General features: G+C 44.9%; 16 protein-coding genes, 2 tRNA genes and 3 rRNA genes. 10 read left to right on the top strand and 11 right to left on the bottom strand.

Annotation, left to right across the window (positions count from 1 at the left end):
• Nucleotides 1-78 precede the first annotated feature (78 nt).
• The 5 genes from CGC64_RS01160 to CGC64_RS01140 form a co-directional block, all read right to left on the bottom strand.
• Nucleotides 79-1,416, bottom strand: coding sequence for a TolC family protein (locus CGC64_RS01160; protein ID WP_005683029.1), 1,338 nt, complete (start codon nucleotides 1,414-1,416; stop codon nucleotides 79-81).
• 10 nt (nucleotides 1,417-1,426) lie between these two features.
• Nucleotides 1,427-2,527: an efflux RND transporter periplasmic adaptor subunit gene (locus tag CGC64_RS01155; protein ID WP_005675571.1), complete on the bottom strand. Its 1,101-nt coding sequence runs from the start codon at nucleotides 2,525-2,527 to the stop codon at nucleotides 1,427-1,429.
• 69 nt (nucleotides 2,528-2,596) lie between these two features.
• Nucleotides 2,597-3,838 carry an ABC transporter permease gene (locus tag CGC64_RS01150; protein WP_005675573.1) on the bottom strand — a complete coding sequence of 414 codons (1,242 nt, stop codon included), beginning with the start codon at nucleotides 3,836-3,838 and terminating at the stop codon, nucleotides 2,597-2,599.
• Nucleotides 3,839-3,842: 4 nt separating this feature from the next.
• A complete protein-coding gene (locus CGC64_RS01145) occupies nucleotides 3,843-5,102 on the bottom strand; it encodes an ABC transporter permease (RefSeq protein WP_005675574.1) in 1,260 nt (419 codons plus the stop codon).
• Between the two features lie 30 nt (nucleotides 5,103-5,132).
• Nucleotides 5,133-5,849 (bottom strand): ABC transporter ATP-binding protein, encoded by a 717-nt coding sequence (locus CGC64_RS01140; RefSeq protein ID WP_005683030.1) that lies wholly within the window; start codon nucleotides 5,847-5,849, stop codon nucleotides 5,133-5,135.
• A gap of 179 nt (nucleotides 5,850-6,028) precedes the next feature.
• Here CGC64_RS01140 and CGC64_RS01135 point away from each other — a divergent pair, with 179 nt between their 5' ends.
• Nucleotides 6,029-7,009 (top strand): ROK family protein, encoded by a 981-nt coding sequence (locus CGC64_RS01135; RefSeq protein ID WP_022041534.1) that lies wholly within the window; start codon nucleotides 6,029-6,031, stop codon nucleotides 7,007-7,009.
• Nucleotides 7,010-7,212: 203 nt separating this feature from the next.
• Here CGC64_RS01135 and rplS read toward each other — a convergent pair whose 3' ends face one another.
• Nucleotides 7,213-7,566, bottom strand: a complete 354-nt coding sequence (gene rplS / locus CGC64_RS01125; protein WP_005675578.1) for a 50S ribosomal protein L19 — start codon at nucleotides 7,564-7,566, stop codon at nucleotides 7,213-7,215.
• 157 nt (nucleotides 7,567-7,723) lie between these two features.
• Here rplS and CGC64_RS01120 point away from each other — a divergent pair, with 157 nt between their 5' ends.
• The 3 genes from CGC64_RS01120 to CGC64_RS01110 are packed head-to-tail and all read left to right on the top strand — an operon-like array spanning nucleotide 7,724 to nucleotide 12,377.
• Complete coding sequence (locus tag CGC64_RS01120) at nucleotides 7,724-8,509, top strand: 5'-nucleotidase C-terminal domain-containing protein (RefSeq protein ID WP_005675580.1); 786 nt, start codon at nucleotides 7,724-7,726, stop codon at nucleotides 8,507-8,509.
• Nucleotides 8,510-8,538: 29 nt separating this feature from the next.
• Nucleotides 8,539-9,369, top strand: a complete 831-nt coding sequence (locus CGC64_RS01115; RefSeq protein WP_005675581.1) for a bifunctional metallophosphatase/5'-nucleotidase — start codon at nucleotides 8,539-8,541, stop codon at nucleotides 9,367-9,369.
• Complete coding sequence (locus CGC64_RS01110) at nucleotides 9,366-12,377, top strand: glycoside hydrolase family 3 N-terminal domain-containing protein (RefSeq protein ID WP_005675582.1); 3,012 nt, start codon at nucleotides 9,366-9,368, stop codon at nucleotides 12,375-12,377. The genes CGC64_RS01115 and CGC64_RS01110 overlap by 4 nt, the downstream gene beginning before the upstream one ends.
• 104 nt (nucleotides 12,378-12,481) lie before the next feature.
• On the opposite strand, the gene CGC64_RS01105 is transcribed toward CGC64_RS01110, so the two are convergent.
• The 4 genes from CGC64_RS01105 to CGC64_RS01090 form a co-directional block, all read right to left on the bottom strand.
• Nucleotides 12,482-13,108 (bottom strand): porin family protein, encoded by a 627-nt coding sequence (locus CGC64_RS01105; protein WP_005675583.1) that lies wholly within the window; start codon nucleotides 13,106-13,108, stop codon nucleotides 12,482-12,484.
• A 15-nt stretch (nucleotides 13,109-13,123) separates the two neighbouring features.
• On the bottom strand, nucleotides 13,124-13,759 hold the full coding sequence (locus tag CGC64_RS01100; protein WP_005683033.1) for a DUF4136 domain-containing protein: 636 nt from the start codon (nucleotides 13,757-13,759) through the stop codon (nucleotides 13,124-13,126).
• A 223-nt stretch (nucleotides 13,760-13,982) separates the two neighbouring features.
• Complete coding sequence (locus tag CGC64_RS01095; protein WP_005675585.1) at nucleotides 13,983-14,336, bottom strand: winged helix DNA-binding protein; 354 nt, start codon at nucleotides 14,334-14,336, stop codon at nucleotides 13,983-13,985.
• Nucleotides 14,337-14,370: 34 nt separating this feature from the next.
• Nucleotides 14,371-16,842, bottom strand: coding sequence for an FAD-dependent oxidoreductase (locus tag CGC64_RS01090; protein ID WP_005675586.1), 2,472 nt, complete (start codon nucleotides 16,840-16,842; stop codon nucleotides 14,371-14,373).
• A 132-nt stretch (nucleotides 16,843-16,974) separates the two neighbouring features.
• Here CGC64_RS01090 and CGC64_RS01085 point away from each other — a divergent pair, with 132 nt between their 5' ends.
• Entirely contained in the window at nucleotides 16,975-18,315 is a 1,341-nt protein-coding gene (locus CGC64_RS01085; protein WP_005675587.1) for a sigma-54-dependent transcriptional regulator, read from the top strand.
• Nucleotides 18,316-18,821: 506 nt separating this feature from the next.
• Here CGC64_RS01085 and CGC64_RS01080 read toward each other — a convergent pair.
• Nucleotides 18,822-19,004, bottom strand: coding sequence for a hypothetical protein (locus tag CGC64_RS01080; protein ID WP_032838669.1), 183 nt, complete (start codon nucleotides 19,002-19,004; stop codon nucleotides 18,822-18,824).
• A gap of 902 nt (nucleotides 19,005-19,906) precedes the next feature.
• Between CGC64_RS01080 and CGC64_RS01070 the strand changes: the two genes are divergently transcribed.
• The 5 genes from CGC64_RS01070 to rrf all read left to right on the top strand — a co-directional run bounded on the left by CGC64_RS01070 (nucleotide 19,907) and on the right by rrf (nucleotide 24,997).
• Nucleotides 19,907-21,435, top strand: a 16S ribosomal RNA gene (locus CGC64_RS01070).
• A gap of 188 nt (nucleotides 21,436-21,623) precedes the next feature.
• A tRNA-Ile gene (locus tag CGC64_RS01065) sits at nucleotides 21,624-21,697 on the top strand.
• Between the two features lie 18 nt (nucleotides 21,698-21,715).
• A tRNA-Ala gene (locus tag CGC64_RS01060) sits at nucleotides 21,716-21,789 on the top strand.
• A gap of 143 nt (nucleotides 21,790-21,932) precedes the next feature.
• Nucleotides 21,933-24,812: ribosomal RNA gene (locus CGC64_RS01055) — 23S ribosomal RNA — on the top strand.
• Between the two features lie 74 nt (nucleotides 24,813-24,886).
• Nucleotides 24,887-24,997 (top strand): 5S ribosomal RNA (gene rrf / locus CGC64_RS01050).
• Together the 16S, 23S and 5S rRNA genes with 2 tRNA genes alongside form the textbook arrangement of a ribosomal RNA operon.
• The last annotated feature ends 10 nt before the right edge of the window (nucleotides 24,998-25,007 follow it).

Here is a 25,007-nt window from a genome sequence, read left to right as displayed (position 1 = left end):
CGTTGGTTCTTTCTATAGTAACGAATGAACCGGCGGATATGTTTGAAGTATTTCTTGTAAAAAACTCAATGGCGTTTTCTATTCTATGATTTCTCCTTTATAGAAATCCAGAATTTTAGTACGGAACAGATAATCATATTTAGCCTGTAACTTGTCAGAGAGTGCTTTAGTCAGATTCAACTTTGACTCATTATATTCCACGAAAGTTGCTTTACCGTTATTGAATTTCTCGCTCATTAACCGGAAAGATTCTTCATTGGCTTTCACTGCCACTTCACTGGAGTTATATTTACTTTCTGCTGCCAGAGCATTGTACCAGGCTTGTTGGATTTCTTTGTAAAGAATCTTTTTGGTATTATCTAGTTGTAAACTGAGATTTGCTTGTTGTAACCGGGCGGTTCGTACACGGTTTCGTGTAGCGAAACGGTTAAAGATAGGGACACTAAGATTAAATCCGATATATTTGTTGAGGTTATTTTTCATCTGGCTGCTGAAACTTCCCTCTGATTTACCACTCACTGTATAATAGTTGCTTCCGAGTCCGGCACTGAAAGATAATTGCGGATAAAAATTACTTTGAGCGATACGGATGTTCTTCTGACTACCTTGCAAGCGATATTCCGCTGCTTTAATGCTAGGTTTGTAGGCAAGCGCTTGTGTATATATATCATCCGGCGGAGTTAGCGCTTCGAATTCCAGTTCTTCTTTCGGATTTTCGAGAATGAAACCTTCGGGAGTCGGTAACTCAAGCAGTTGGCTGAGGTCTAGCAATGATAATTTATATGTATTGTCCGCTTGTACGGAAGTCATTTCATCTTGTGCCACACGTGCTTGTGCTTCAGCCACTTCCGATGGTGAGGCTTTACCTACTTCGAAGAGTCCTTTGATGCGTTTCAACTGATCTTTGCTCAAGTTCGTCTGATTAAAGGCGACTTTGCTTAACTCCAGGTTAAATAGAACTTGCAGATAAGCAGAGGTAACGTTGATGGCTATATCTTCTTTAGCTTTGTTCAGGTCCTCGATAGCGGCCCTAAGATTCAACTTGGCTAATGAATATTGATTTGATAACTGTAAACCTGTAAAAATCGGTACATTGGTCCCTAAGCTGAGGCTCGTATTCGCGCTATTGATATCACTGTAGGAGTTATCTACCGGCGAGGCACTACGTCCCCAACTCCAATTCTGACTCGCACTTCCGCTTAGATTCGGGAGGCGTGCCCATTTGGCTGTATTTACGTCCACTTTATTTTGTTCTGCTTCATTAGCTGTCTGGCGAATATTGATGTTATGCTCGATAGCATAATCAATACATTGCCGCAACGTCCAGGTTTGCGAAGAACCGTTCTGTGCCTGTGCGGAATCTACTCCTGTTCCGGCGAGTAGAAAGATAGCTATGGTTTTATAGATTGTTTTCATAGAAAATGAATTATTTGTCTTTTTTCTCGGCGCCGCGAATTTTGTCATTGGCAGTCACCCCTTTCTTAATCTCAATTTTGATACCATCACTCATTCCTGTGGTCACTTGTGTACGTTGGAATTTCTGTTCGGGTACGGAATCAGTCATGATATATACAAATGTAGAATCACCTTTAAATTCAACGGTGCTTTCGGGTACTGCCAGTACCTTATTGGCACGCTGCAATACAATTTCCGCATTCGCCGAATAACCGGAACGAACCTGTACGGAGTCCGGAACTGAAATAGCAGCTTTAATTTCAAACTGGTTAGCTCCGTTAGTCTCTACTCCTTTAGGAGATATATATTCCAATATCGCGTTGAATGTCAGATTTTGTAAAGCTCCGATAGTCAACTTAAGCGGCATACCTTCATGGATGCGGCCTACTTCTGTTTCATCAATATTACCACGGAAAATCAAATCATTCATGTTGGCTACCGTAGCAATAGTTGTTCCGTCATTGAAGGTGTTACTCATGATCACCGAGTTTCCGGCTTTTACCGGTACGTCCAGAATCAGTCCGTCGATAGTAGAACGAATCATGGTACTGCTGAATGAAGCACTGTTTTTGGTAATACCTTCTTTTACGATTTCCAGGTTATCTTTGGCAGTCTGCTTTTCTTCGCGTGCCTGTTTGACGGCTACTTCACTTTTCTCATATTCTTCCCGGCTGATTAGTTGGTCCTCATACAGTTTCTTCACGCGGGAAAAATCCGTTTCCGCCTGTGTTGCATTAATCTCCGCCAGACGGACACGGCTTTCTGCCGAGTTTAACTGTCCGAGTTCGGGGATAACCTTTACCTTGGCTATCACCTCACCTTTCCTCACTGCTTGTCCTGCCTCCTTGTATACTTCGTCAATAATACCCGAGATCTGGGGCTTGATTAGAATTTCATCTCTTGGTTCTACTTTTCCGGTAGCTACGGTGGTCTTTTGCAGATCAGTCACTTCCGGCTTGAGGGTTTCGTAGACAACAACCTTCGGGCGCGACTTCTGATAAAGGAATACGAACGTTCCGACGAGGATTATGGCAACAATTACCAATAATACGATTTTCAGATACTTTTTCATCTTGATTATATATGTTTAATTTTTAATTCTTTATTCAACTTTCAACTCTTCCTTCTCAATACTCAACTTCTACTCATCTCTGATTGCTTCAATCGGCTTGATAGCCATTGCCCGATAAGCAGGTGCCAGGCCGGCTAACATCCCCAATGCAGCCAGAAGTGCGCAAGTGCCGACCGCTAATCCGAAGCTGACTTGAAAATGGCTGTCTCCTCCGTTTGAACTGGCTAGCATATCTGCTACTTGCAATATCATTACGGCAAAAGAAATCCCGAACATTCCGGCAATCGTGGTGAGCACCATACTTTCCGATAGAATCTGTTGCAGGATATCTTTCGGACGTGCTCCGATAGCCCGGCGGATACCAATTTCGGTCGTGCGTTCCTTTACGGTCACCATCATGATATTGGATACACCGATAGCACCTGCCAGTAACGTTCCTAATCCTACCATCCAGACCAATATATTAATGCCGTTGAATAAGTTGTCTACCATAGAAAACATCGCTTCGGCATTCAGATACATAACTGCTTGTTTGTCGTTAGGGGCGATATAATGGGCAGCTTTGATAATCTGTTCCATTTTCGGTTGCAGTTCAGACACCTTGACACCTTGTTTGGCTGTGAAGCATACTACATCAATCTGCCCTCCCAGATTATAAGCCTGTTGCATGGTGGTGAAAGGTAGAGTGACGGCTTCCGAAGCTCTTCCTTGTATATTCATATCTCCTTCGGAAGAAGACATCCCGATCACCTGATAATAAATCCCGTCTACTCTCACGTATTTGCCGCACGGGTTCTCTCCCGGTTTGAAAAGGCTTTCATAAATTCGTTTGCCGATCACACAAACTTTTCGCGCTTCGCGTATATCAACTTCATTGATAAACCGTCCATACGCCATTTCCTGTGATTCGATGTGGAGATAATCGGGGTATAGTCCTTTTACACTGCAATCATATTTCTTATCTTCGTATACAGCTTTAGATCCCCAACGTGCAACGGAGGGGGTAATGACTTCCACTTCTTTGACCTGCGAACGAAGGCGTTCGATATCTGTAGATTCCAGATTCCACCACCTTCCTTTGCGAAAACCTTTATACGCTTCTCCTGTCCTTTGTGAAGCTAGGAAACCGGAGTTAGTCGCAAATCCTTCAAAGTTCTTTTTTAGCATATATTCCAGTCCCTGTCCGCCGCCAATAAGGGCTACAAGCATAAAAATTCCCCAGAACACACCGAATGCAGTCAGCAGACTTCTTGTCTTATTTCTTGTGATAGTGATGAGGATTTCCTCACAAGTATCTATGTCTATTCTCATAATCTTAATCTGCTCTAAGTGCTTCGATCGGCCGGATACTGACTGCTTTCCGGGCAGGGAACAATCCGGCTAATGTTCCAGCTATTATTAATGTGAGTGTAGCTTGTATGGCGATTCTGATGTCGACAGTAGGATTCAGAAAAACCGTTTCTGTCCACATTCCGGTATCCATTGTCTGATTGCCGAAAGCGTTGTTCATCCATTCGGTTGCTCCGATACCGGCCACCATGCCTATATATCCGAATATTGTGGTAATAGTGACACTCTCAACGATAATCAGCCAAAGAATAGAAAGCGGTTTGGCGCCGAGTGCTTTGCGGATACCAAATTCGCGGGTACGTTCTTTTACCGTAATCAACATGATATTGGAAACTCCGACAATTCCGCTTAGTAATGTAAAAATACCGATAACCCAAATCGCTATACGGAGCATGGCCGACCCCTGCTGTTGTTGTAGATAATTGGTAAATCGGTTCCATATCCAAATTGCACTATGGTCGGTCGGGTCAAAACGATGATTGGCTCCCAAAACTTTGCGGTAGTAGGTTTCAAACTTCTCATTGGCTTCTATTGTTTCCAAATTTTTGGTAGTCATGATGAGGTTATTCAGTTTGTCACCCTTATTATAAATGGTTTGCAGAGTACTGAAAGGAATGTAGGCGTCGCTGTCTCCGCTGTCTCCCTTGTCGTTATAAAGTCCAACCACTTGATAAACCACATTGCCGGCATTGACAAACTGTCCGATAGGATCGGTATGGGTCTTGTCGAATAAGATTTCAGCAGTCTTCTTATGGAGCACGATCACTTTGCGTCGTTCCCTGATATCAATCTCGTTGATGAAACGTCCTTTGAAGAGTTTTACAACTTCTACTTCCGTATGATTGGGATATACACCGGAAAGACTCAGGCTTACATACTCTTGCCCGAAACTAAGATTTACGCCTCCTTGCCATACCGTTCCACCGGTATTGATGACATGATCCGGGAAATACCGGTTGGTAGCGTCTACGTCTTTATTGTCCAGTTGCACCCGTCTTCCTTCTTTCAATCCATCGTAGGATTTACTTGTCCAACCCGGGAAAATCTTGATAGAGTTCATCGCCCGTTCCGAAGCCGATTGCTCGAATGCATGAATCAGTCCGTTGCCTGCACCCAATAGGACGATAAGCATGAATATTCCCCATGCTACGGCAAATCCCGTAAGGAAGGTCCTCAGCTTATTGCGTTTGATAGTACTATAAATTTCTTGCCAGATGTCAATCATGATATCGTTTGTATAGTAGTATATTTTGATTTATTTCATGATACCGTTTTTGCCGAAAGGAGAAGCGTCGTGATCGATGTTGTCTTCAATTCGTTCAATGATACCGTCTTTGATGTGGATGATTTTATCGGTCTGGTTGGCCACTCCGCTTTCATGGGTGACCACTACAATCGTCATTCCCATTTTATGCAGGTCTTTCAGGATTTGCATCACTTCTACTGAAGTTTTGCTGTCCAATGCTCCCGTCGGTTCGTCAGCCAGGATAATTTGCGGTTGGGTGATGAGTGCTCGGGCGATAGCTACACGTTGTTTCTGACCGCCGCTCATTTCGTTGGGCATATGGTGTGCCCAGTCTTTCAGTCCCAATCGGTCGAGATATTCCAGTGCAAGTGCATTTCGTTTCTTTCGGCTGATCCCTTGATAGAATAAAGGAAGTGCAACGTTTTCTACGGCGTCTTTGAAGGAAATTAAGTTGAATGACTGGAAAATAAAGCCGATCATACGGTTCCGGTATTCGGCGGCTTTGGTTTCGCTCAAGTCTTTGATAAGTACGTTGTTCAGATAATAATCTCCGGTATCGTAGTTATCAAGTATTCCTAATATATTAAGTAAGGTTGATTTCCCGGACCCGGATGCTCCCATGATAGAAACAAATTCACCTCGTCCGATAGTGAGATTAATGCCTTTAAGTACATGGAGGGGTGCTCCGTTGTTGTAGGTCTTGTTGATGTCCGTTAGTTGTATCACAATTTTCTTTATTTAGTTCCTGTTTTCTAATAAATTTCTACTATTAGACGGCTTCAAGATACGAAAAGTTGCAAGGTGGCCGAACTTTTTTCTAAAAACATTTTGTAGACTCAATCTTCTTTACGTAATTTGTGTGCAGTAAACTTAATGATTAACTAACCCTTTTAAATAAAAGTATCATGAATTCAAACATGGAAAAGCCCTACGTAGTAGGTATTGACATAGGCGGAACGAACACCGTCTTTGGAATTGTTGACGCACGCGGAACTATTATTGCCAGCAGCTCAATCAAAACTGCCGGTTATCCTACTGCCGAAGAATATGCTGACGAAGTTTGCAAGAATCTGCTTCCGTTGATTATCGCTAATGGCGGTGTCGATAAGATCAGAGGTATCGGTGTGGGTGCTCCGAATGGTAACTACTATACGGGAACTATTGAATTCGCTCCAAACTTGCCTTGGAGAGGGATCCTTCCGTTAGCTGCTATGTTTGAAGAAAGATTGGGTATTCCTACGGCTTTGACCAATGACGCTAATGCAGCTGCTATCGGTGAAATGACTTATGGTGCTGCCCGTGGTATGAAAGACTTTATCATGATTACCCTGGGTACCGGTGTAGGTAGCGGTATTGTTATCAACGGTCAAATGGTGTATGGCCATGACGGTTTTGCCGGTGAATTGGGGCACGTGATTGCCCGTCGTGACGGTCGTATCTGTGGTTGTGGCCGTAAAGGTTGTTTGGAAACTTACTGCTCGGCTACTGGTGTAGCCCGTACAGCCCGTGAATTTCTAGCTGCTCGTACTGATGCCAGCTTGCTTCGTAACATTCCGGCAGAAAGTATCACTTCAAAAGATGTATATGACGCTGCCGTACAAGGAGATAAACTGGCACAGGAAATATTCGAGTTTACAGGAAATATTCTGGGTGAAGCTTTGGCAGATGCTATTGCATTCTCCAGTCCTGAAGCAATCGTATTGTTCGGAGGTTTGGCTAAATCAGGCGATTATATCATGAAACCGATTATGAAGTCAATCGATGATAATGTACTGAATATTTATAAAGGTAAGACAAAATTGCTCGTTTCTGAACTGAAAGATTCTGATGCTGCTGTATTGGGTGCCAGTGCTTTGGCTTGGGAGCTAAAAGATATCAAGGAATAATATCGATTTTATAATAAAGGTAATGAAAATCCCCGAGAGCTATTGTTTTCGGGGATTTTCTTTTTATATACCGGGAAAATTACAGTTTCTCACTGGGGAACAATTCCTTGACCGTGAGGAAAAAGAGGTGAGGCTAAGAAATAAAAAAGGGAATTTCATGTTGAATGAAGTTCCCTTTTTTATCTCGAATCTTAAAGTTAATCTTAGTTGTTAACTCTTTTTTCTTTGATTCTAGCTTTCTTACCGGTAAGAGCACGCAGGTAATACAATTTAGCGCGACGAACTTTACCTACCTTGTTCACCTCGATGCTGTCGATAGCCGGTGATTCGATGGGGAAAATTCTTTCTACGCCTACAGTTCCTGACATTTTACGTACAGTGAAACGTTTTTTGTCTCCGTGACCAGCGATTTTGATAACAACACCACGGTACAACTGTACACGTTCTTTGTTACCTTCAATAATACGATATGCTACTGTTACAGTGTCTCCTGCTTTGAAGCTCGGGTGCTGTTTTCCGGTAGCGAATGCTTCTTCTGCAATTTTAATTAAATCCATTGTTGTTATTATTAAATTGTTTCATCGTTACAACGCAACATACCAAGTATCTCGTCTCTTGACAGCGATTGCGCGAAAGCGGTGCAAAGTAACAAATTATTTGGCAGATAGCCAAATGTTTTTTGTATATTTGTCGCATATCTAAAAAACAACGAGCATGAAACGAACTTATGTAAAGTTACTGACTGTGGCAGGCTTGACGGGATGCTTCCTGTTTACTTCCTGTCGTTCAGCACAAGAAACTACCGCCCGCTATGAAATATCCAAGGTGGAGGGCAACATGATTACGATTGACTCTACTTGGGATGCTAATCCTGACAAAAAAGCGACCACCGTATTAAAACCCTACAAGGATAAAGTAGACGCGATGATGTACGAAGTCATCGGTACCAGTGAAATGAAAATGGATAAGGGGACCCCTGAAAGCTTGCTCTCTAATTTGGTGGCAAGCGTGCTGCAAGAAGCTGCCGCGCAAGTGTTGGGCAAACCGGCGGATATGGGACTGGTCAATATGGGCGGATTACGTAATATCCTGCCTAAGGGAGACATCACGGTAGGTGCTGTTTTTGAAATTCTTCCTTTTGAAAATTCATTGTGCGTCTTGACGATGAAAGGTACGGACATGAAACGTCTGTTTAAAGCAATTGCTTCTTTACATGGAGAAGGTGTAAGCGGTATCCGTTTGGAAATCAATAAAAAAGGAGAATTGCTGAATGCTACGATCGGTGGAAAACCGGTAGTGGATGACCAGCTTTATACCGTGGCTACTATCGACTATCTGGCAGACGGAAACGGACGCATGGATGCTTTCCTGCAAGCTGAAAAAAGGGAATGCCCGGAAGATGCTACTTTACGCGGATTGTTTTTGGACTATGTACGGAAGCAAACGGCGGAAGGCAAAATCATTACGTCGAAGTTGGACGGACGTATAACCGTAAAATAAGTAAAAAGGAGAATCTAAAAATATAGGATATGAAGAGATTTCAGCTATCATTATGGGTATGCCTTGTAGTGTGTTTCGGCTTTTCAACTTATGCACAGGATACCAAAGAAATTATAATTTTGCAGACAAGCGATGTGCATAGTCGCATCGAACCTATAAATCAAAAAGGCGACCGTAACTATGACGAGGGCGGTTTTGTCCGTCGTGCCACTTTCCTCGACCAGTTCCGCAAGGAGCATAAAAATGTGTTGCTGTTCGACTGCGGGGATATTTCACAAGGTACGCCTTATTATAATATGTTCCGTGGCGAAGTGGAAGTCAAGTTAATGAACGAAATGGGATATGATGCCATGACTATCGGTAATCATGAATTCGATTTTGATCTGGACAATATGGCTTTACTCTTCAAAATGGCTAAATTTCCGGTGGTTTGTTCCAATTACAATCTGGACGCTACGGTGCTGAAAGATTTGGTAAAGCCATACGTTATTCTGAAACGGTTTGGGCTGAAAATCGGTGTCTTTGGACTCGGAGCGAAACCGGAAGGTTTGATTCAGGCAAATAAATGCGTCGGAGTTGTTTATGAAGATCCTATTGAAGTGTCGAACAAGGTAGCTGCCTTGTTGAAAGAGAAGGGATGCGACCTCGTTGTATGCCTGTCTCACCTAGGCATTCAAATGGATAGGGAGTTGGTTGCAAAAACACGGAATATCGATGTAATTTGGGGCGGACACTCGCACACTTTTATGAAAGGACCGGAGAATTATCAGAATGTGGATGGAAAAGAGGTACCCGTTATGCACACAGGAAAAAGTGGAGTTCGGGTAGGTCGTCTCAACTTGACTTTGAAACGTAAATGAGAATATTTCCCTTTATCTTAGTTGTTTTATTTTTTATTTTAGCCGGATCCGTTTCGAGTCCGGCCCAGAATGCTGCTTCTGTTGAACCTTTGCTCTTATATAAAGCACAGCAGGATAAGAATTGCCGGCATTGGGTCGATTCGGTGATGGATAAGTTATCCTTTAAAGAAAAGGTCGGCCAGTTGTTTATCTATACCATTGCTCCGGTAAACACCAAGCGAAATTTGGAGTTATTGCGTGAGGCTATTGATACTTATAAAGTCGGCGGGCTTCTCTTTTCCGGTGGGAAGATGCAGAATCAGGTTGAGTTAACCAACCGGGCACAACGGCAGGCGAAAGTTCCTGTGATGATCACTTTCGACGGGGAATGGGGGTTGGCGATGCGTTTGCGCGGCACACCTGTGTTTCCACGGAATATGGTGTTGGGATGCATTCGTGACAATCGCTTGATTTATGAATACGGGCGTGAAGTAGCCCGACAATGCCGTCAGATAGGTGTGCAGGTGAATTTTGCTCCGGTGGCGGATGTGAATATCAACCCGAAGAACCCGGTAATCAACACCCGTTCTTTCGGAGAAGATCCGATACAAGTTGCCGATAAGGTAATCGCTTATGCTTCCGGTCTGGAAGGAGGAGGAGTATTGTCTGTGTGCAAACACTTCCCCGGACATGGAGATACTGATGTTGATTCGCATAAAGCTCTACCCGTACTTCCCTTCACGCGCGAACGTTTGGACAGTGTCGAACTCTATCCTTTTAAGGAAGCGATTCGTGCCGGAGTAGGTGGTATGATGGTGGGACATCTGCAAGTCCCGGTCATTGAGCCGATCGGCGGGCTCCCGTCTTCTTTGTCTCGCAATGTCGTATACGACTTATTGACGGATGAACTGGCTTTTAAAGGATTGATTTTTACTGATGCGCTTGCCATGAGGGGCGTATCGGGCAATGGGAATGTCAGCTTGCAGGCATTGCAGGCGGGTAATGACATGGTACTGGCTCCACGTAATCTGAAGGCGGAAGTGCCGGCTGTGCTTGCAGCTGTTGAAAAAGGCGAACTGAGCCGGGAAGATATAGAAAGTAAATGCCGCAAGGTACTGACCTACAAATATGCGCTGGGACTTAGCAAAAAGAAGTACGTGCAATTGTCCGGCCTGGAGCAGCGGGTGAACAGCCCGCAGGCGCGCGACTTGGTGCGCCGGCTGAACCTGGCGGCAATTACCGTTCTGAATAATAAAGATCATGTACTGCCGCTACATACGGACAAAGACCAGAAGATAGCTTTGCTCGAAGTAGGCGACCCGGGTGAGACGGAAGCATTAGCAAAGCAAATGACACGTTATGCATCTCTGGTTCGTTTCCGCCTTCGTCCGAAACAGACAGAAGAAGAAAACCGTCGATTATATGATTCATTAGCTATTTATAAACGAGTTGTAGTAGCTGTCAGCGAACAACGCCTAGCTTCTTATCAGCCATTCTTTACGAAGTTTGCTCCCGATGCTCCGGTTGTCTATCTTTTCTTCACCCCCGGCAAGATGATGTTACAGATTCAGCGCGCGGTGAGCCATGCTTCGGCAGTAGTGTTAGCGCATAGCCACAATACGGATATTCAGCGTCAGGTGGCGGACGTCTTATTTGCCAAAGCCACTGCGGATGGAAGATTGTCGGCGAGTTTGGGCGGATTATTCCATACAGGTGCGGGGGTGACAATCACTCCGAAAACTCCTTTGCATTTTGTACCTGAAGAATACGGCCTTTCATCTGTGTCGTTGAAGCGGATTGATTCTGTTGCTTTGGACGGTATCCGGCAAGGAGCCTATCCCGGTTGTCAGGTAGTAGTTATGAAAAATGGTCATGTAATGGTCGATAAAGCTTTCGGCACACATACAGGAAAAGGAAGTGCCCGCGTCGAATCATCGGATATCTATGACCTGGCCTCCCTTACGAAAACGACGGCTACCTTGCTTGCTGTTATGAAACTCTATGATAAGGGGCGCTTTAACCTGACAGATAAGATTTCGGATTATCTGCCGTTTTTGCAGCGCACCAATAAAAAGGACATAACGATTCAGGAGATCCTGTATCATCAGTCCGGTCTGCCGTCTTGGCTACCTTTCTATCAGGAAGTGATTGATAAGGATAGCTATAAAGGCCGTTTGTTCAGTGCGCGTAGAGATGCACAGCATCCGGTGAATATAGGAATAAATACGTGGGCAAATCCGAATTTCAAGTTTAAGGAGGAATATGTATCTCCAACGAAAACCGGGGATTATACCATTCAAATCTGTGATAATCTGTGGTTGAACCGATCGTTCCGCAAGGTGATAGAAGAGAAAATTGTGGAAGCGCCGTTGGGGCAGAAACGTTATGTATATAGTGATATTGGATTTATCCTGTTGGGAATGCTGGTTGAACAGCTTGCGGGAATGCCAATGGAAGTATACTTGCAAAGCGAGTTTTACGAACCGTTGGGACTGGAGCGTACAGGTTACCTGCCTTTGCGTCGTCTGGCAAAGTCGGAAGTCATTCCTTCCAATAACGACCGCTTCTTGCGGAAAGATACCCTGCAAGGATTCGTGCATGATGAGGCTTCCGCTTTCTTCGGCGGATTGGCTGGCAATGCCGGATTATTCTCTACTGCCCGCGAAGTAGCCCGTGTATATCAGATGTTATTGAACGGGGGAGAAATAGACGGCCGGCGTTATTTGAGCAAAGAGACTTGCCAGTTGTTCACTACTTCGGTCTCAAAGATAAGTCGGCGGGGACTGGGATTTGATAAACCGGATAGGGAAGACTCGAAGAAAGGGAACTGCGCTCCCGATGCTCCGGCAGAAGTCTATGGCCATACCGGATTTACAGGTACGTGCGCATGGGTGGACCCGGTTAACGAACTGGTTTATGTCTTTCTTAGCAACCGGATTTATCCGGATGTTACCAATCGCAAGTTAATTAGGCTGCACATACGCGAGCGGATACAGGAAGCGATTTATGATGCGATGAAGAAAAAGTAATCCTTCCGCACTGAACACAGGTATAAAATAAAGTGCCCTTCCGCTTATGATAGCAGAAGGGCACTCCTTATTTATTATTAATGTAATTCTGATTGTTGCCGGGCTTAGAATGACAGACCCAGACGGAAGCCGAAATTGCTCAAACCGTCTACACTGTAATGCAGTACATCAGCCTTATTGGTACCATAGCTGTAATATAAAGCAAAGTGAAGACCCGGTCCGTATACCCAAGGGAATACGTTGATACCGATTTCAGGAGAAGCGTAGAATCCCCAGCTATTGTCTCTTGCTTCGAGCATATTGAAGTTAGAGCGTACTTTAGCATATTCAGCGCCTAATTTAGCACTGACGTAGGGTTGAACGGCTCCGCCACGATTCCATTGGTAGCGTGCGGCAGCACCGAAAGGCAACTGGAATATAGTATGTTGCTGATCGGTAGTGACATCACCACCGGCCATTTTGAATGTTTCGCGACCTACATATTCGTGGTTGCTGTGATAGTTCAGGAAAAGTCCCAAACCGATGTTGGGAGTCACGAAGTAACCACCTTCGAAGTTCATTCCCCAACCACTTGCTTTGTCGGCAAAATGATTGCTTAACGGAGCATTGAACTGCCAGTCTATATTAGCATATCCGTTGTCTGATAGCTGTGCCTTGGCCGGCATGGCGAAGGCGATAGCAATGACCGCCAAGGCCACTACCTTGAAATATATATTTTTTCTTGTTTTCATAACAGTTGTAGTTGTTTATTTGTTAGTAAGATAAGGTGACTGAGCGAATGACTGGTTGACAGCTTCTACTGCAAGAGTACGGTTGATAGCTTTGGATCCAGTGTCAAATCCGGTCAGATAGCTAGTCCATACAATGGGCAGCTTTTTGCTTTCGCCTTGTTCGGCTTTCAAGTTCACCATTTCTGTCAGGAATGAGTTGGTACTATAACTGTAAGTCACAGCGTACGGGTAGTACCAGCCGCCACCCCAGTTTCCGCCCCAGTAGTTCGGCCCCCAGTAACCGGGATAACCCCACCACCATTCAGGCTGTGAATAACTGGTGAAATAATAAGTACTTGCGATGTAGCTCACCTGAATACCCAAGTCAGCGCTTTCTTTGTTGGTTGCTGCTGCATAACCTCTGGCAATCATGTTATCCGTATAAGCTGCCAGAATTTGTTCAGCGCCTTCTCCTTCGAGATATTCCGGTTCTTTACTATCGGAGATCACCAGAATCTTGTCTGCCAGATAGAATGTAGGAACTTTGAAGTCAGCTTTCTCGTCGTGGTTAGTGTATACCAGATAGTTGTCATCCAGCTTACCCATGTCCGGGTCTTTTTCGCAGGAAGCGAGTGCAAAGACCGCCAATAAAATAGGAATTAATTTCTTCATATCTTTTATAATGTTTAGGTTATATAAAATCATCGCCCTGGTACCTTGGGGCTTTTGCTAGAAACAACAAGAAAAAAATAAAAAGGTTCGCGTGAAAAATTATTTTGCCGGAAAATTAACATCTTTCTTTTTCGGGATTCAATAAAAAAGGTAAGCTCTTTGCCGCATCAACAGCTAGTTTGCTTACCATTCATTCTTTACAGATTCTTGCTTGAAATTCCGTTTATTTAAACAGAGGTTTCAGCAGTTCCGGCATTTCCACCTTGTCAACTTCCAGTTCGCTAACCCGTTGTTTGCCTGTTGAAGACAGGTGAAAGTACATTTGCCGGCGGTCCTCGTTGCCGAGTTCCCTGACAATCAATCCTTTTTCTTCCAGTATCCGGAGCATTTTCGATGTATGTGAGGGACTTAAATCTGTACTTTTCGACAGGTTAGTTGCCGTCATTCTCTCGGTGGCGTCTTTGAGGATGCATAATATCATCGCTTCATTCAACGTTATCCGGTATACTTTTTCAAATGCAGTTTCAAAGCTCGACATGGCTCTGAACACTTCGCGCATTGCACATATTGTTTTCATATTTTGTTTGAATATATTTTATTAGTCATATCTTTTAAATAAATAGATTCACGTTCGCGTTATCCGCCCGTTCCATATACGTTGCTACGCCGCCTACCGTTACTTCGTCGAGGAGTTCTTCTTGTTTCACTCCCATGACGTCCATTGACATTTGACAAGCAATAAATTCCACTCCGTTTTCTAAGGCTTGCTGACGCAGGGATTCCAATGAATCTATTCCTTTCTTATTCATGATATACCGCATCATTTTTCCCCCTATTCCGCCCATGCTCATCTTCGAGAGTTTCAGCTTTCCGGAACTGGAAGGCAGCATCATACCGAACATCTTTCCGAAGATATCTTTTTCGGTTTTCGGCTTGTGCAACTTCTTGATAACGTTCAGTCCCCAGAATGTGAAGAAGATTGTCACCTTCTGTCCGGTAGCTGCTGCACCATTTGCGAGTACAAAAGTTGCTAAAGCTTTGTCCAAATCATCACTAAACATGATGAAAGTTTTTCCTTTGCTGTCACAAGAAGTAACAATGTTGCACGATTTTGGTTCTCCCTTTTCAATAACTATCACAGATTTTCCTCCGGAAGACTCTTTCGAAACGAGTTGGTTACCGGTTGAATTGCACCATGCGGCGGCGTCACGAGGGAACCCCGGATCAGTTGCAGTGATTTCAACGCGTTCTCCCGAAGCGAGCATGTCCATTGTCTTCTTCATCTTTAAAATCGGGCCGGGACATTGTAGGCCGCAGGCGTCTACCCGGATAGTCTTGGCTGTTTCGACAGGAGCAACTGGTTTGCTAGCCTGAACCGTTGCTTCTTGCCGTACTGTTGTCTCGTCCGTCTCATTATCATTTTCTTCGTGTATAATGATAGGAGCGGTAGCAGCGCGATATGTTTTTAGTCCGCCCGACAGATTACGGACTTTTTCAAATCCGTGCTGTGTCAGTATCCGGTAAGCAAGATACCCTCTCAATCCTACGGCGCAGAATGTATAAATCATCTTGTCTTTCGGCAGTTCGGCTATCCTGTCCCTCAGTTCGTCCAAAGGAATATTCACAGCTCCCGGCAGCGTGCCCAATGAAAATTCATCCTGTGTGCGGACATCCAGCAGGAATTTGTTTTCCATTTCGATGTCTCTCAATTCCCGCCAGTAGGCAGGTCGTGTTCTTCCGGAAATAATATCCTCCGCCACGTATCCTGCAAGAGCTACCGGATCTTTGGCAGACGAGAACGGAGGAGCATACGCCTGTTCCACTTTCATCAGGTCGTAGATTGTACCTTTATATTTTATCACAAGCGCTATTTCGTCAATCCGCTTGTCTACTCCGTCATAACCGACAATCTGTCCTCCGTACAACCTTCCCGTTTTTTTATCGAATGTGATTTTGATACTCATCGGCATGGCATTCGGATAATAACCGGCGTGCGAAGCAGGATGAATAGTAGAAGACATATAGTCGATCTCTGCCTGTCGCAACCGTTTGCCGGGTAAACCGGTAGAAGCGACCGTCAGATCGAATACTTTTGCGATTGAAGTACCGATCGATCCCTCATAAGGAATTTTGGCGCCTAGGATATTGTCGGCTACGATACGTCCCTGTCGATTGGCAGGTCCGGCCAGATAGTTGAGCCACGGTTTGCCCGTAATCGGGTGGCGGAATTCGATAGCGTCGCCGATCGCATAAATCGATTCATCGGAAGTTTGTAGATAGTCATTCACAGCGATGCCTCCGGTTTCACCGATTGTCAGTTCGGCAGCCCGTGCCAGATTCGTTTCCGGACGCACGCCGATAGATAGGATGACAATATCGGCAGGAACGGACTGTCCGTTCTTGAAAATAACTTTCAGTCCTTTCCCTTCTCTTTCGAAAGAGGCTACGGCTTGTTCCAGATACAGATTTACTCCTTTTTCCATTAAATGTTGGTGAACAAGCGAAGCCATGGAGAAATCAATGGGGGCCATTACCTGATTTCCCATTTCTACAATTGAAACTTTTGCTCCTTGTGCGTGCAGGTTTTCTGCCATTTCGAGTCCGATAAATCCGGCTCCGATGACAACGGCTCTTCGGGGAGCATGGGTATTGATATATTCTTTAATCCGGTCCGTGTCCGCTACATTTCTTAATGTGAAGATTCCGTTCAGGTCGATTCCCGGCAGGGGAGGACGTACGGGGGAGGCACCGGTGGAAATAAGTAGTTTGTCGTAACTTTCCTGATAAGTGTCCTCGCTGCTGCGGCGGACAGTAACGGTTTTTCTTTTCCGGTCGATGAAGATCACTTCATTTTCCGTACGCACGTCAACACGAAATCGTGTGGAGAATGCTTCGGGAGTCTGCACGAATAATTTCTCTCGTTCCTCAATCACTCCTCCTATATAATAAGGCAGCCCGCAATTAGCATAAGATATATACTTTCCTTTTTCCAGAAGGATAATTTCTGCGGCTTCGTCTACTCGTCTGATTCGGGCGGCAGTGGTAGCTCCTCCTGCAACACCTCCGATGATAATAACTTTCATATATTCTGTTTTTGGTGTAAATAGTTTCCTGTGGAAATAACAACAGTATGAAAGAAATGTTCATGGATTCACGGAAAAAACTTATATTTGCGCACCCTGTTTTCATTCTTCTATTTTTAATATAGGTAAATTATGAGTAAAATTCTTGTTATTGACGATGAAGTTCAGATTCGTAGCCTGTTGGCGCGTATGCTGGGACTGGAGGGCTATGAAGTATGTCAGGCCGGCGACTGCAAGGCTGCTCTCAAACAGTTGGAGACACAATCGCCTGATGTGGCGCTATGCGATGTCTTTCTTCCTGATGGAAATGGGGTAGACTTGGTGCTGAACATTAAAAAGTTAGCTCCTAACGTCGAAGTGATTCTTCTTACTGCCCACGGCAATATTCCTGATGGGGTACAGGCTATCAAGAACGGTGCATTCGATTATATAACCAAAGGCGATGATAACAACAAGATTATCCCGCTGATTAGTCGTGCCGTAGAGAAAGCAAAAATGAATGTCCGGCTCGAAAAACTCGAAAAGAAGGTGGGGCAGATGTATTCGTTTGATTCTATCTTGGGCGAATCGAAAGCTTTGAAAGAGGCCGTACTGCTGGCTCAGAAAGTTTCGGTGACTGATGTCCCGGTACTATTGACCGGAGAAACCGGAACCGGAAAAGAAGTCTTTGCGCAAGCCATACATTACAGCAGCAAACGGAGTAAACAGAATTTCGTAGCGGTCAACTGTTCTTCTTTCAGCAAAGAACTGTTGGAGAGTGAAATGTTCGGTCACAGAGCCGGTTCATTTACCGGAGCATTGAAAGATAAGAAAGGGCTTTTTGAAGAAGCTAACAATGGGACTATCTTTCTGGACGAAATAGGCGAAATGGCTTTTGAACTGCAAGCCAAACTATTGCGTATCCTCGAAACGGGCGAATATATAAAGATCGGTGACACGAAACCTACAAGAGTAAACGTGCGTATCATCGCTGCCACCAACCGCAATTTGCAGGAAGAAATCAGGGTGGGACATTTCCGTGAAGACTTGTTTTATCGTCTTTCCGTGTTTCAGGTGCATCTTCCTTCACTTCGCGAACGTGCCGGCGATATTAAGATCTTGGCTACTGCCTTTGCCAAAAGTTTCTCCGAGTGCCTTTCGTATGCCGTCAACGAAATGACTCCCGCTTTTCTGGAAGCCTTGGAACAACAACCTTGGAAGGGCAATATCCGTGAATTGAGGAATGTGATTGAGCGCAGCCTGATTGTCTGTGAAGGCGGACGGTTGGATGTATGTGACCTTCCTTTGGAGATTCAGAACAATCATTACGAATGCTCGGATGATAATGCCGGGAATTTTGAATTGGCAGCTATGGAAAAAAGACATATTGCACGAGTGTTGGAGTATACGAAAGGCAATAAGACGGAAGCTGCCCGTCTGCTGAAAATTGGGCTTACTACGTTGTATCGGAAGATAGAAGAATATAAAATCTGAAAAAAGAGGAAGTTAAGAGAGAATTTCCACGTACCTTCGGCAGTGCTGAAAGAAGCTATACCCAGGCTTTGTAAGAAGATGTTTTAAACATTCTAAAGGGTATTGCCGGAGTATCAGTCTTAGCAAATGTGAAGCTAAGTCTTCAGTATCTGTCACTAACTGTAAGTTTAGCTGTGGCACGGGGCTTGGCAGTCCCTTCGTTACTTTTTTGTACAAGGCTTGTCTTGTCAAAACGGCGTGGGCTGATGAGTCTTAAGTGGGACTCGCTGGAAATGAGTTGTTTCACTTTTATTTGCTGCTGAATTCAATTTATAAAATTAGGAGGTGTCGCATTTATAACTTGAACTTAGTTTTCTACCAGAAAAGATTTTTCAATTTCATATCTCATATTCTCATATTTTTTATATAACTAATTTATTCTCAATTAATTAATTTATGAGAAATAAAAAGGAACGGAGTTATTTCTCATAGTTTTTCTGTTTTTTCCCTCATAATTGAGTTATTTCTCATAGCCCCCTTTCCTGTTCTTTCTTCTCTCTACTCCATATTTTTCTCTTGCTATATGCTTTCTCTTCTTCTGCAGTCTTCCCTTTAATACCATATGCTATGCTCATGTTTTTTACGTCTTTCTCCTTGTGCTTTTCCCCTATCGTCTCTTTTGTTCCACTCCGGTACCCGGGCTTTTTCACTCCGGTGGCCGGTTCTTTCCACTGAAGTGTCCTGTCCTGTTCACTGTAGTGGAACGAACAGCATGTCTTTTCGATTATCCGTTATTCTCCTCCTTCCGGAAGGATGATTCCCCTCAGGGGTAGGTGGTATGTAAATGTCGGAATGGGTAATTCCCCGCTTTTTATATCCGGCCTGTTTTTTTTAGTACCGAATAAATCTGCCTGCATTACTTGTTTCTTTGTTTAGTGCTTTCCTCCCTCGTTTAAATATAATAATGTGTATAGTTTTGTATTCTTCCCTTCGTAGCTTCTTGTATAGAAACGGCGGTGTTCTTGAAGCAGCCTATCAATCAGCAAGTTAGTCAGATTATAAAAAAATAATCAGAAAAAAGAGTGATATATATTTGTTTTGTATCCTGAAAGGGAGTACTTTTGCACCCGCTTTCCGAGAGAAGAAAGCCTTGATGAAAATGACTTAGTGACAAAGCGCAGGACTGCTTGACTCAAGAACAAAAAAACTTCCGAAAAGTTTTGGAATATAAATAAAAAAGTTCTTATCTTTGCAGTCCGATTCGCAAAGAAAAGGTGTTTTGCTTGTTCTTCTTTCTATTTATTCTTTCCCTTTCGCATAGAGAGTCTGAGAAACGGATAAAAAGAAAAACTGAAAAAAAAACTTCCGAAAAAGTTTGGTAGTTAAAAATAAACCTCTTACCTTTGCACCCGCTTTTGAAACGGAAGCGACAAGTTCTTTGAAATATTGATAAACAATACAAGTAGTACAAGAAAAGATAGAACCGTCAATACAATCTGTTATTTATGTTTATCTATATGTAATAGATACAGGTATTTAGAATGAAGTCAATAAATTGTACGGCATCCTGAACAGAGCTATAACCGGCACATGCCGATTAAAAAATACTTTTACAATGAAGAGTTTGATCCTGGCTCAGGATGAACGCTAGCTACAGGCTTAACACATGCAAGTCGAGGGGCATCAGTTTGGTTTGCTTGCAAACCAAAGCTGGCGACCGGCGCACGGGTGAGTAACACGTATCCAACCTACCTCATACTCGGGGATAGCCTTTCGAAAGAAAGATTAATATCCGATAGCATATATTTCCCGCATGGGTTTTATATTAAAGAAATTCGGTATGAGATGGGGATGCGTTCCATTAGTTTGTTGGGGGGGTAACGGCCCACCAAGACTACGATGGATAGGGGTTCTGAGAGGAAGGTCCCCCACATTGGAACTGAGACACGGTCCAAACTCCTACGGGAGGCAGCAGTGAGGAATATTGGTCAATGGACGCGAGTCTGAACCAGCCAAGTAGCGTGAAGGATGACTGCCCTATGGGTTGTAAACTTCTTTTATATGGGAATAAAGTGGTCCACGTGTGGACTTTTGTATGTACCATATGAATAAGGATCGGCTAACTCCGTGCCAGCAGCCGCGGTAATACGGAGGATCCGAGCGTTATCCGGATTTATTGGGTTTAAAGGGAGCGTAGGCGGATTGTTAAGTCAGTTGTGAAAGTTTGCGGCTCAACCGTAAAATTGCAGTTGATACTGGCAGTCTTGAGTGCAGTAGAGGTGGGCGGAATTCGTGGTGTAGCGGTGAAATGCTTAGATATCACGAAGAACTCCGATTGCGAAGGCAGCTCACTGGAGTGTAACTGACGCTGATGCTCGAAAGTGTGGGTATCAAACAGGATTAGATACCCTGGTAGTCCACACAGTAAACGATGAATACTCGCTGTTTGCGATATACAGTAAGCGGCCAAGCGAAAGCATTAAGTATTCCACCTGGGGAGTACGCCGGCAACGGTGAAACTCAAAGGAATTGACGGGGGCCCGCACAAGCGGAGGAACATGTGGTTTAATTCGATGATACGCGAGGAACCTTACCCGGGCTTAAATTGCAAATGAATTATGGGGAAACCCATACGCCGCAAGGCATTTGTGAAGGTGCTGCATGGTTGTCGTCAGCTCGTGCCGTGAGGTGTCGGCTTAAGTGCCATAACGAGCGCAACCCTTATCTTCAGTTACTAACAGGTCATGCTGAGGACTCTGGAGAGACTGCCGTCGTAAGATGTGAGGAAGGTGGGGATGACGTCAAATCAGCACGGCCCTTACGTCCGGGGCTACACACGTGTTACAATGGGGGGTACAGAAGGCCGCTACCTGGTGACAGGATGCCAATCCCAAAAACCTCTCTCAGTTCGGATCGAAGTCTGCAACCCGACTTCGTGAAGCTGGATTCGCTAGTAATCGCGCATCAGCCATGGCGCGGTGAATACGTTCCCGGGCCTTGTACACACCGCCCGTCAAGCCATGAAAGCCGGGGGTACCTGAAGTACGTAACCGCAAGGAGCGTCCTAGGGTAAAACTGGTAATTGGGGCTAAGTCGTAACAAGGTAGCCGTACCGGAAGGTGCGGCTGGAACACCTCCTTTCTGGAGCGATGTCGTTACAATGACTTCATGGTTCATTTCCTTTAGGGGAATATTGAACCGGGTTCTGTTTCGATTGTACTACTGGTACTTGTTTATTTATAATATATAGATCAACCATCTATAGTAATATAGATAGAGATAAACAAGAGAAAACAGAAGCCGAGTCTAAAGACAGACACGGTTGAACTAGTCCTATAGCTCAGTTGGTTAGAGCGCTACACTGATAATGTAGAGGTCGGCAGTTCAACTCTGCCTGGGACTACTCCGAAACGACTCTTACGGGGGATTAGCTCAGCTGGCTAGAGCATCTGCCTTGCACGCAGAGGGTCAACGGTTCGAATCCGTTATTCTCCACATCCCCAGCAATGGGAAACGATCTTTGACATGATGTACAAAAAGTAAAATAAAAGTAAAGAGCTAAAAGTATATATCAAACCGTACTCTCTCCGATATTTTCCCATTTCAGTAATGGATAGTTTTCGGAGCAGTCAGTTTGAAAGAAAGTAAGCAAGGGCGCATGGCGGATGCCTTGGCTCTCGGAGGCGATGAAGGACGTGATAAGCTGCGATAAGCTTCGGGTAGGTGCAAATAACCTTTGATCCGAAGATTTCCGAATGGGACAACCCGACATTCTGAAGGAATGTCATCCTGCTTGGCAGGAGGCTAACGCAGGGAACTGAAACATCTTAGTACCTGCAGGAAAAGAAAATAATAATGATTCCCCAAGTAGTGGCGAGCGAACGGGGATTAGCCCAAACCAATGTTGTTACGGCAATATTGGGGTTGTAGGACCACGTTGTCGCAAGACATTCAGTGAGAAGAATTCTTTGGAAAATGAAACCATAGACGGTGATAGTCCGGTATTCGAAGCTGAACGAAGCGTAGTGGTATCCTGAGTAGCGCGGGACACGAGGAATCTTGCGTGAACCAGCCGGGACCATCCGGTAAGGCTAAATACTCCCGAGAGACCGATAGCGAACCAGTACTGTGAAGGAAAGGTGAAAAGCACTTCGAATAGAAGAGTGAAATAGTCCCTGAAACCATGCGCCTACAAGCGGTCGGAGCAGCTTATGCTGTGACGGCGTGCCTTTTGCATAATGAACCTACGAGTTACTTTTTCCGGCAAGGTTAAGGATCTAGAGATCCGTAGCCGAAGCGAAAGCGAGTCTGAACAGGGCGATAAGTCGGAAGGAGTAGACGCGAAACCAAGTGATCTACCCTTGGCCAGGTTGAAGGTTAGGTAACACTAACTGGAGGACCGAACCGATAAGCGTTGAAAAGCTTCCGGATGAGCTGAGGGTGGGGGTGAAAGGCTAATCAAACTTGGAGATAGCTCGTACTCCCCGAAATGCATTTAGGTGCAGCCTTGTGAGTTACTAATGTGAGGTAGAGCGACTGATAAGATGCGAGGGCTTCACCGCCTATCAAGTCTTGATAAACTCCGAATGCGCATTAGTTCTATCACAGGAGTGAGGGCATGGGTGCTAAGGTCCATGTCCTAAAGGAGAAGAATCCGGACCATCAGCTAAGGTCCCGAAATAGATACTAAGTTGAACTAACGAAGTCAGATTGCTAAGACAGCTAGGATGTTGGCTTGGAAGCAGCCATTCATTTAAAGAGTGCGTAACAGCTCACTAGTCGAGGAGTTTGGCGTGGATAATAATCGGGCATTAAGTATCTTACCGAAGCTATGGGATCATTAATGATCGGTAGGGGAGCATTCCACTCCGCGTCGAAGGTGAAGCGTGAGCTTTGCTGGAGCGTGTGGAAAAGCAAATGTAGGTATAAGTAACGATAAAGGGGGTGAGAAACCCCCTCGCCGAAAGACTAAGGTTTCCTGATCAACGCTAATCGGATCAGGGTTAGTCGGGTCCTAAGGCTCAGCCGAACGGTGAGGCCGATGGCAGAACAGGTTAATATTCCTGTACTACCTTAAGGAGTGACGTGGAGACGGAGTCGTGACAACGCCGCGGACTGACGGAATAGTCCGTTGAAGGGTGTAGATGTTGATTGTGGCAGGCAAATCCACCACGAGAGTCGAACCTGATAGTATACCAATTCCTTCGGGAAACGGTAATAGTGCGTGTAAACATACTCCCGAGAAAATCCGCTAAACTTAATCCTTGAGGTACCCGTACCGCAAACGGACACACGTAGTCGGGTTGAATATACTAAGGCGCTTGAGTGATTCACGGTTAAGGAACTAGGCAAATTGACCCTGTAACTTCGGGATAAAGGGTCCCAACGAGAGTTGGGCGCAGAGAATAGGTCCAGGCAACTGTTTAACAAAAACACAGGGCTGTGCCAAATTGAAAGATCACGTATACAGCCTGACACCTGCCCGGTGCTGGAAGGTTAAGAGGAGATGTCATCGCAAGAGAAGCATTGAATTGAAGCCCCAGTAAACGGCGGCCGTAACTATAACGGTCCTAAGGTAGCGAAATTCCTTGTCGGGTAAGTTCCGACCTGCACGAATGGTGTAATGATCTGGACACTGTCTCAACCGTGAGCTCAGTGAAATTGTAGTATCGGTGAAGATGCCGATTACCCGCGATGGGACGAAAAGACCCCGTGAACCTTTACTATAGCTTAACATTGAATTTGGGTAATTGATGTGTAGGATAGGCCGGAGACTTTGAAGCGCAGACGCCAGTTTGTGTGGAGTCGCTGTTGAAATACGGCCCTTTGATTATTTGAGTTCTAACCCGTTGTAACGGGGACACTGTTTGGTGGGTAGTTTGACTGGGGTGGTCGCCTCCAAAAGTGTAACGGAGGCTTCTAAAGGTGCCCTCAGGACGATTGGTAACCGTCCGTAGAGTGTAATGGCATAAGGGCGCTTGACTGGGAGACATACAAGTCGATCAGGTAGGAAACTAGAGCATAGTGATCCGGTGTTTCCGCATGGAAGGGACATCGCTCAAAGGATAAAAGGTACTCCGGGGATAACAGGCTGATCCCTCCCAAGAGCTCATATCGACGGAGGGGTTTGGCACCTCGATGTCGGCTCGTCACATCCTGGGGCTGGAGAAGGTCCCAAGGGTTGGGCTGTTCGCCCATTAAAGTGGCACGCGAGCTGGGTTCAGAACGTCGTGAGACAGTTCGGTCTCTATCTATCGTGGGCGTATGAAATTTGCGTGGCTCTGACACTAGTACGAGAGGACCGTGTTGGACTGACCTCTGGTTTACCAGTTGTGCCGCCAGGTGCATTGCTGGGTATCTAAGTCGGGATTGGATAAGTGCTGAAAGCATCTAAGTACGAAGCCAGCCACAAGATTAGATTTCTTAGGGTCGTCAAAGACGATGACGTTGATAGGATGCAGGTGTACAGGTGGTAACATCATAGCCGAGCATTACTAATTGCCCGTCCACTTTCTTTCTGCGGGACGGTTGTTATATACGTTTAGCTTGTCAAATGTCTTTCATTTTACTTTTCGTCATGTCATAACCTTTTTCAGGTGGTTATAGCACGAGGGTTCCACCTCTTCCCATTCCGAACAGAGAAGTTAAGCCTCGTCACGCCGATGGTACTGCGTAACAGTGGGAGAGTAGGTAGCCGCCGTTTTTTATGAAGC

Source organism: Bacteroides caccae, assembly GCF_002222615.2.
Lineage (GTDB): Bacteria > Bacteroidota > Bacteroidia > Bacteroidales > Bacteroidaceae > Bacteroides > Bacteroides caccae.
This window is presented reverse-complemented; position numbering and strand designations above follow the sequence as displayed.

Coding starts and splice junctions, on each gene's coding strand:
- CGC64_RS01160 (WP_005683029.1), bottom strand. CDS start 1,416: ATGAAAACAATCTATAAAACCATAGCTATCTTTCTACTCGCCGGAACA.
- CGC64_RS01095 (WP_005675585.1), bottom strand. CDS start 14,336: ATGAAAACAATATGTGCAATGCGCGAAGTGTTCAGAGCCATGTCGAGC.
- CGC64_RS01085 (WP_005675587.1), top strand. CDS start 16,975: ATGAGTAAAATTCTTGTTATTGACGATGAAGTTCAGATTCGTAGCCTG.
- CGC64_RS01110 (WP_005675582.1), top strand. CDS start 9,366: ATGAGAATATTTCCCTTTATCTTAGTTGTTTTATTTTTTATTTTAGCC.
- CGC64_RS01155 (WP_005675571.1), bottom strand. CDS start 2,527: ATGAAAAAGTATCTGAAAATCGTATTATTGGTAATTGTTGCCATAATC.
- CGC64_RS01115 (WP_005675581.1), top strand. CDS start 8,539: ATGAAGAGATTTCAGCTATCATTATGGGTATGCCTTGTAGTGTGTTTC.
- rplS (WP_005675578.1), bottom strand. CDS start 7,566: ATGGATTTAATTAAAATTGCAGAAGAAGCATTCGCTACCGGAAAACAG.
- CGC64_RS01135 (WP_022041534.1), top strand. CDS start 6,029: ATGAATTCAAACATGGAAAAGCCCTACGTAGTAGGTATTGACATAGGC.
- CGC64_RS01105 (WP_005675583.1), bottom strand. CDS start 13,108: ATGAAAACAAGAAAAAATATATATTTCAAGGTAGTGGCCTTGGCGGTC.
- CGC64_RS01120 (WP_005675580.1), top strand. CDS start 7,724: ATGAAACGAACTTATGTAAAGTTACTGACTGTGGCAGGCTTGACGGGA.
- CGC64_RS01090 (WP_005675586.1), bottom strand. CDS start 16,842: ATGAAAGTTATTATCATCGGAGGTGTTGCAGGAGGAGCTACCACTGCC.
- CGC64_RS01150 (WP_005675573.1), bottom strand. CDS start 3,838: ATGAGAATAGACATAGATACTTGTGAGGAAATCCTCATCACTATCACA.
- CGC64_RS01100 (WP_005683033.1), bottom strand. CDS start 13,759: ATGAAGAAATTAATTCCTATTTTATTGGCGGTCTTTGCACTCGCTTCC.
- CGC64_RS01145 (WP_005675574.1), bottom strand. CDS start 5,102: ATGATTGACATCTGGCAAGAAATTTATAGTACTATCAAACGCAATAAG.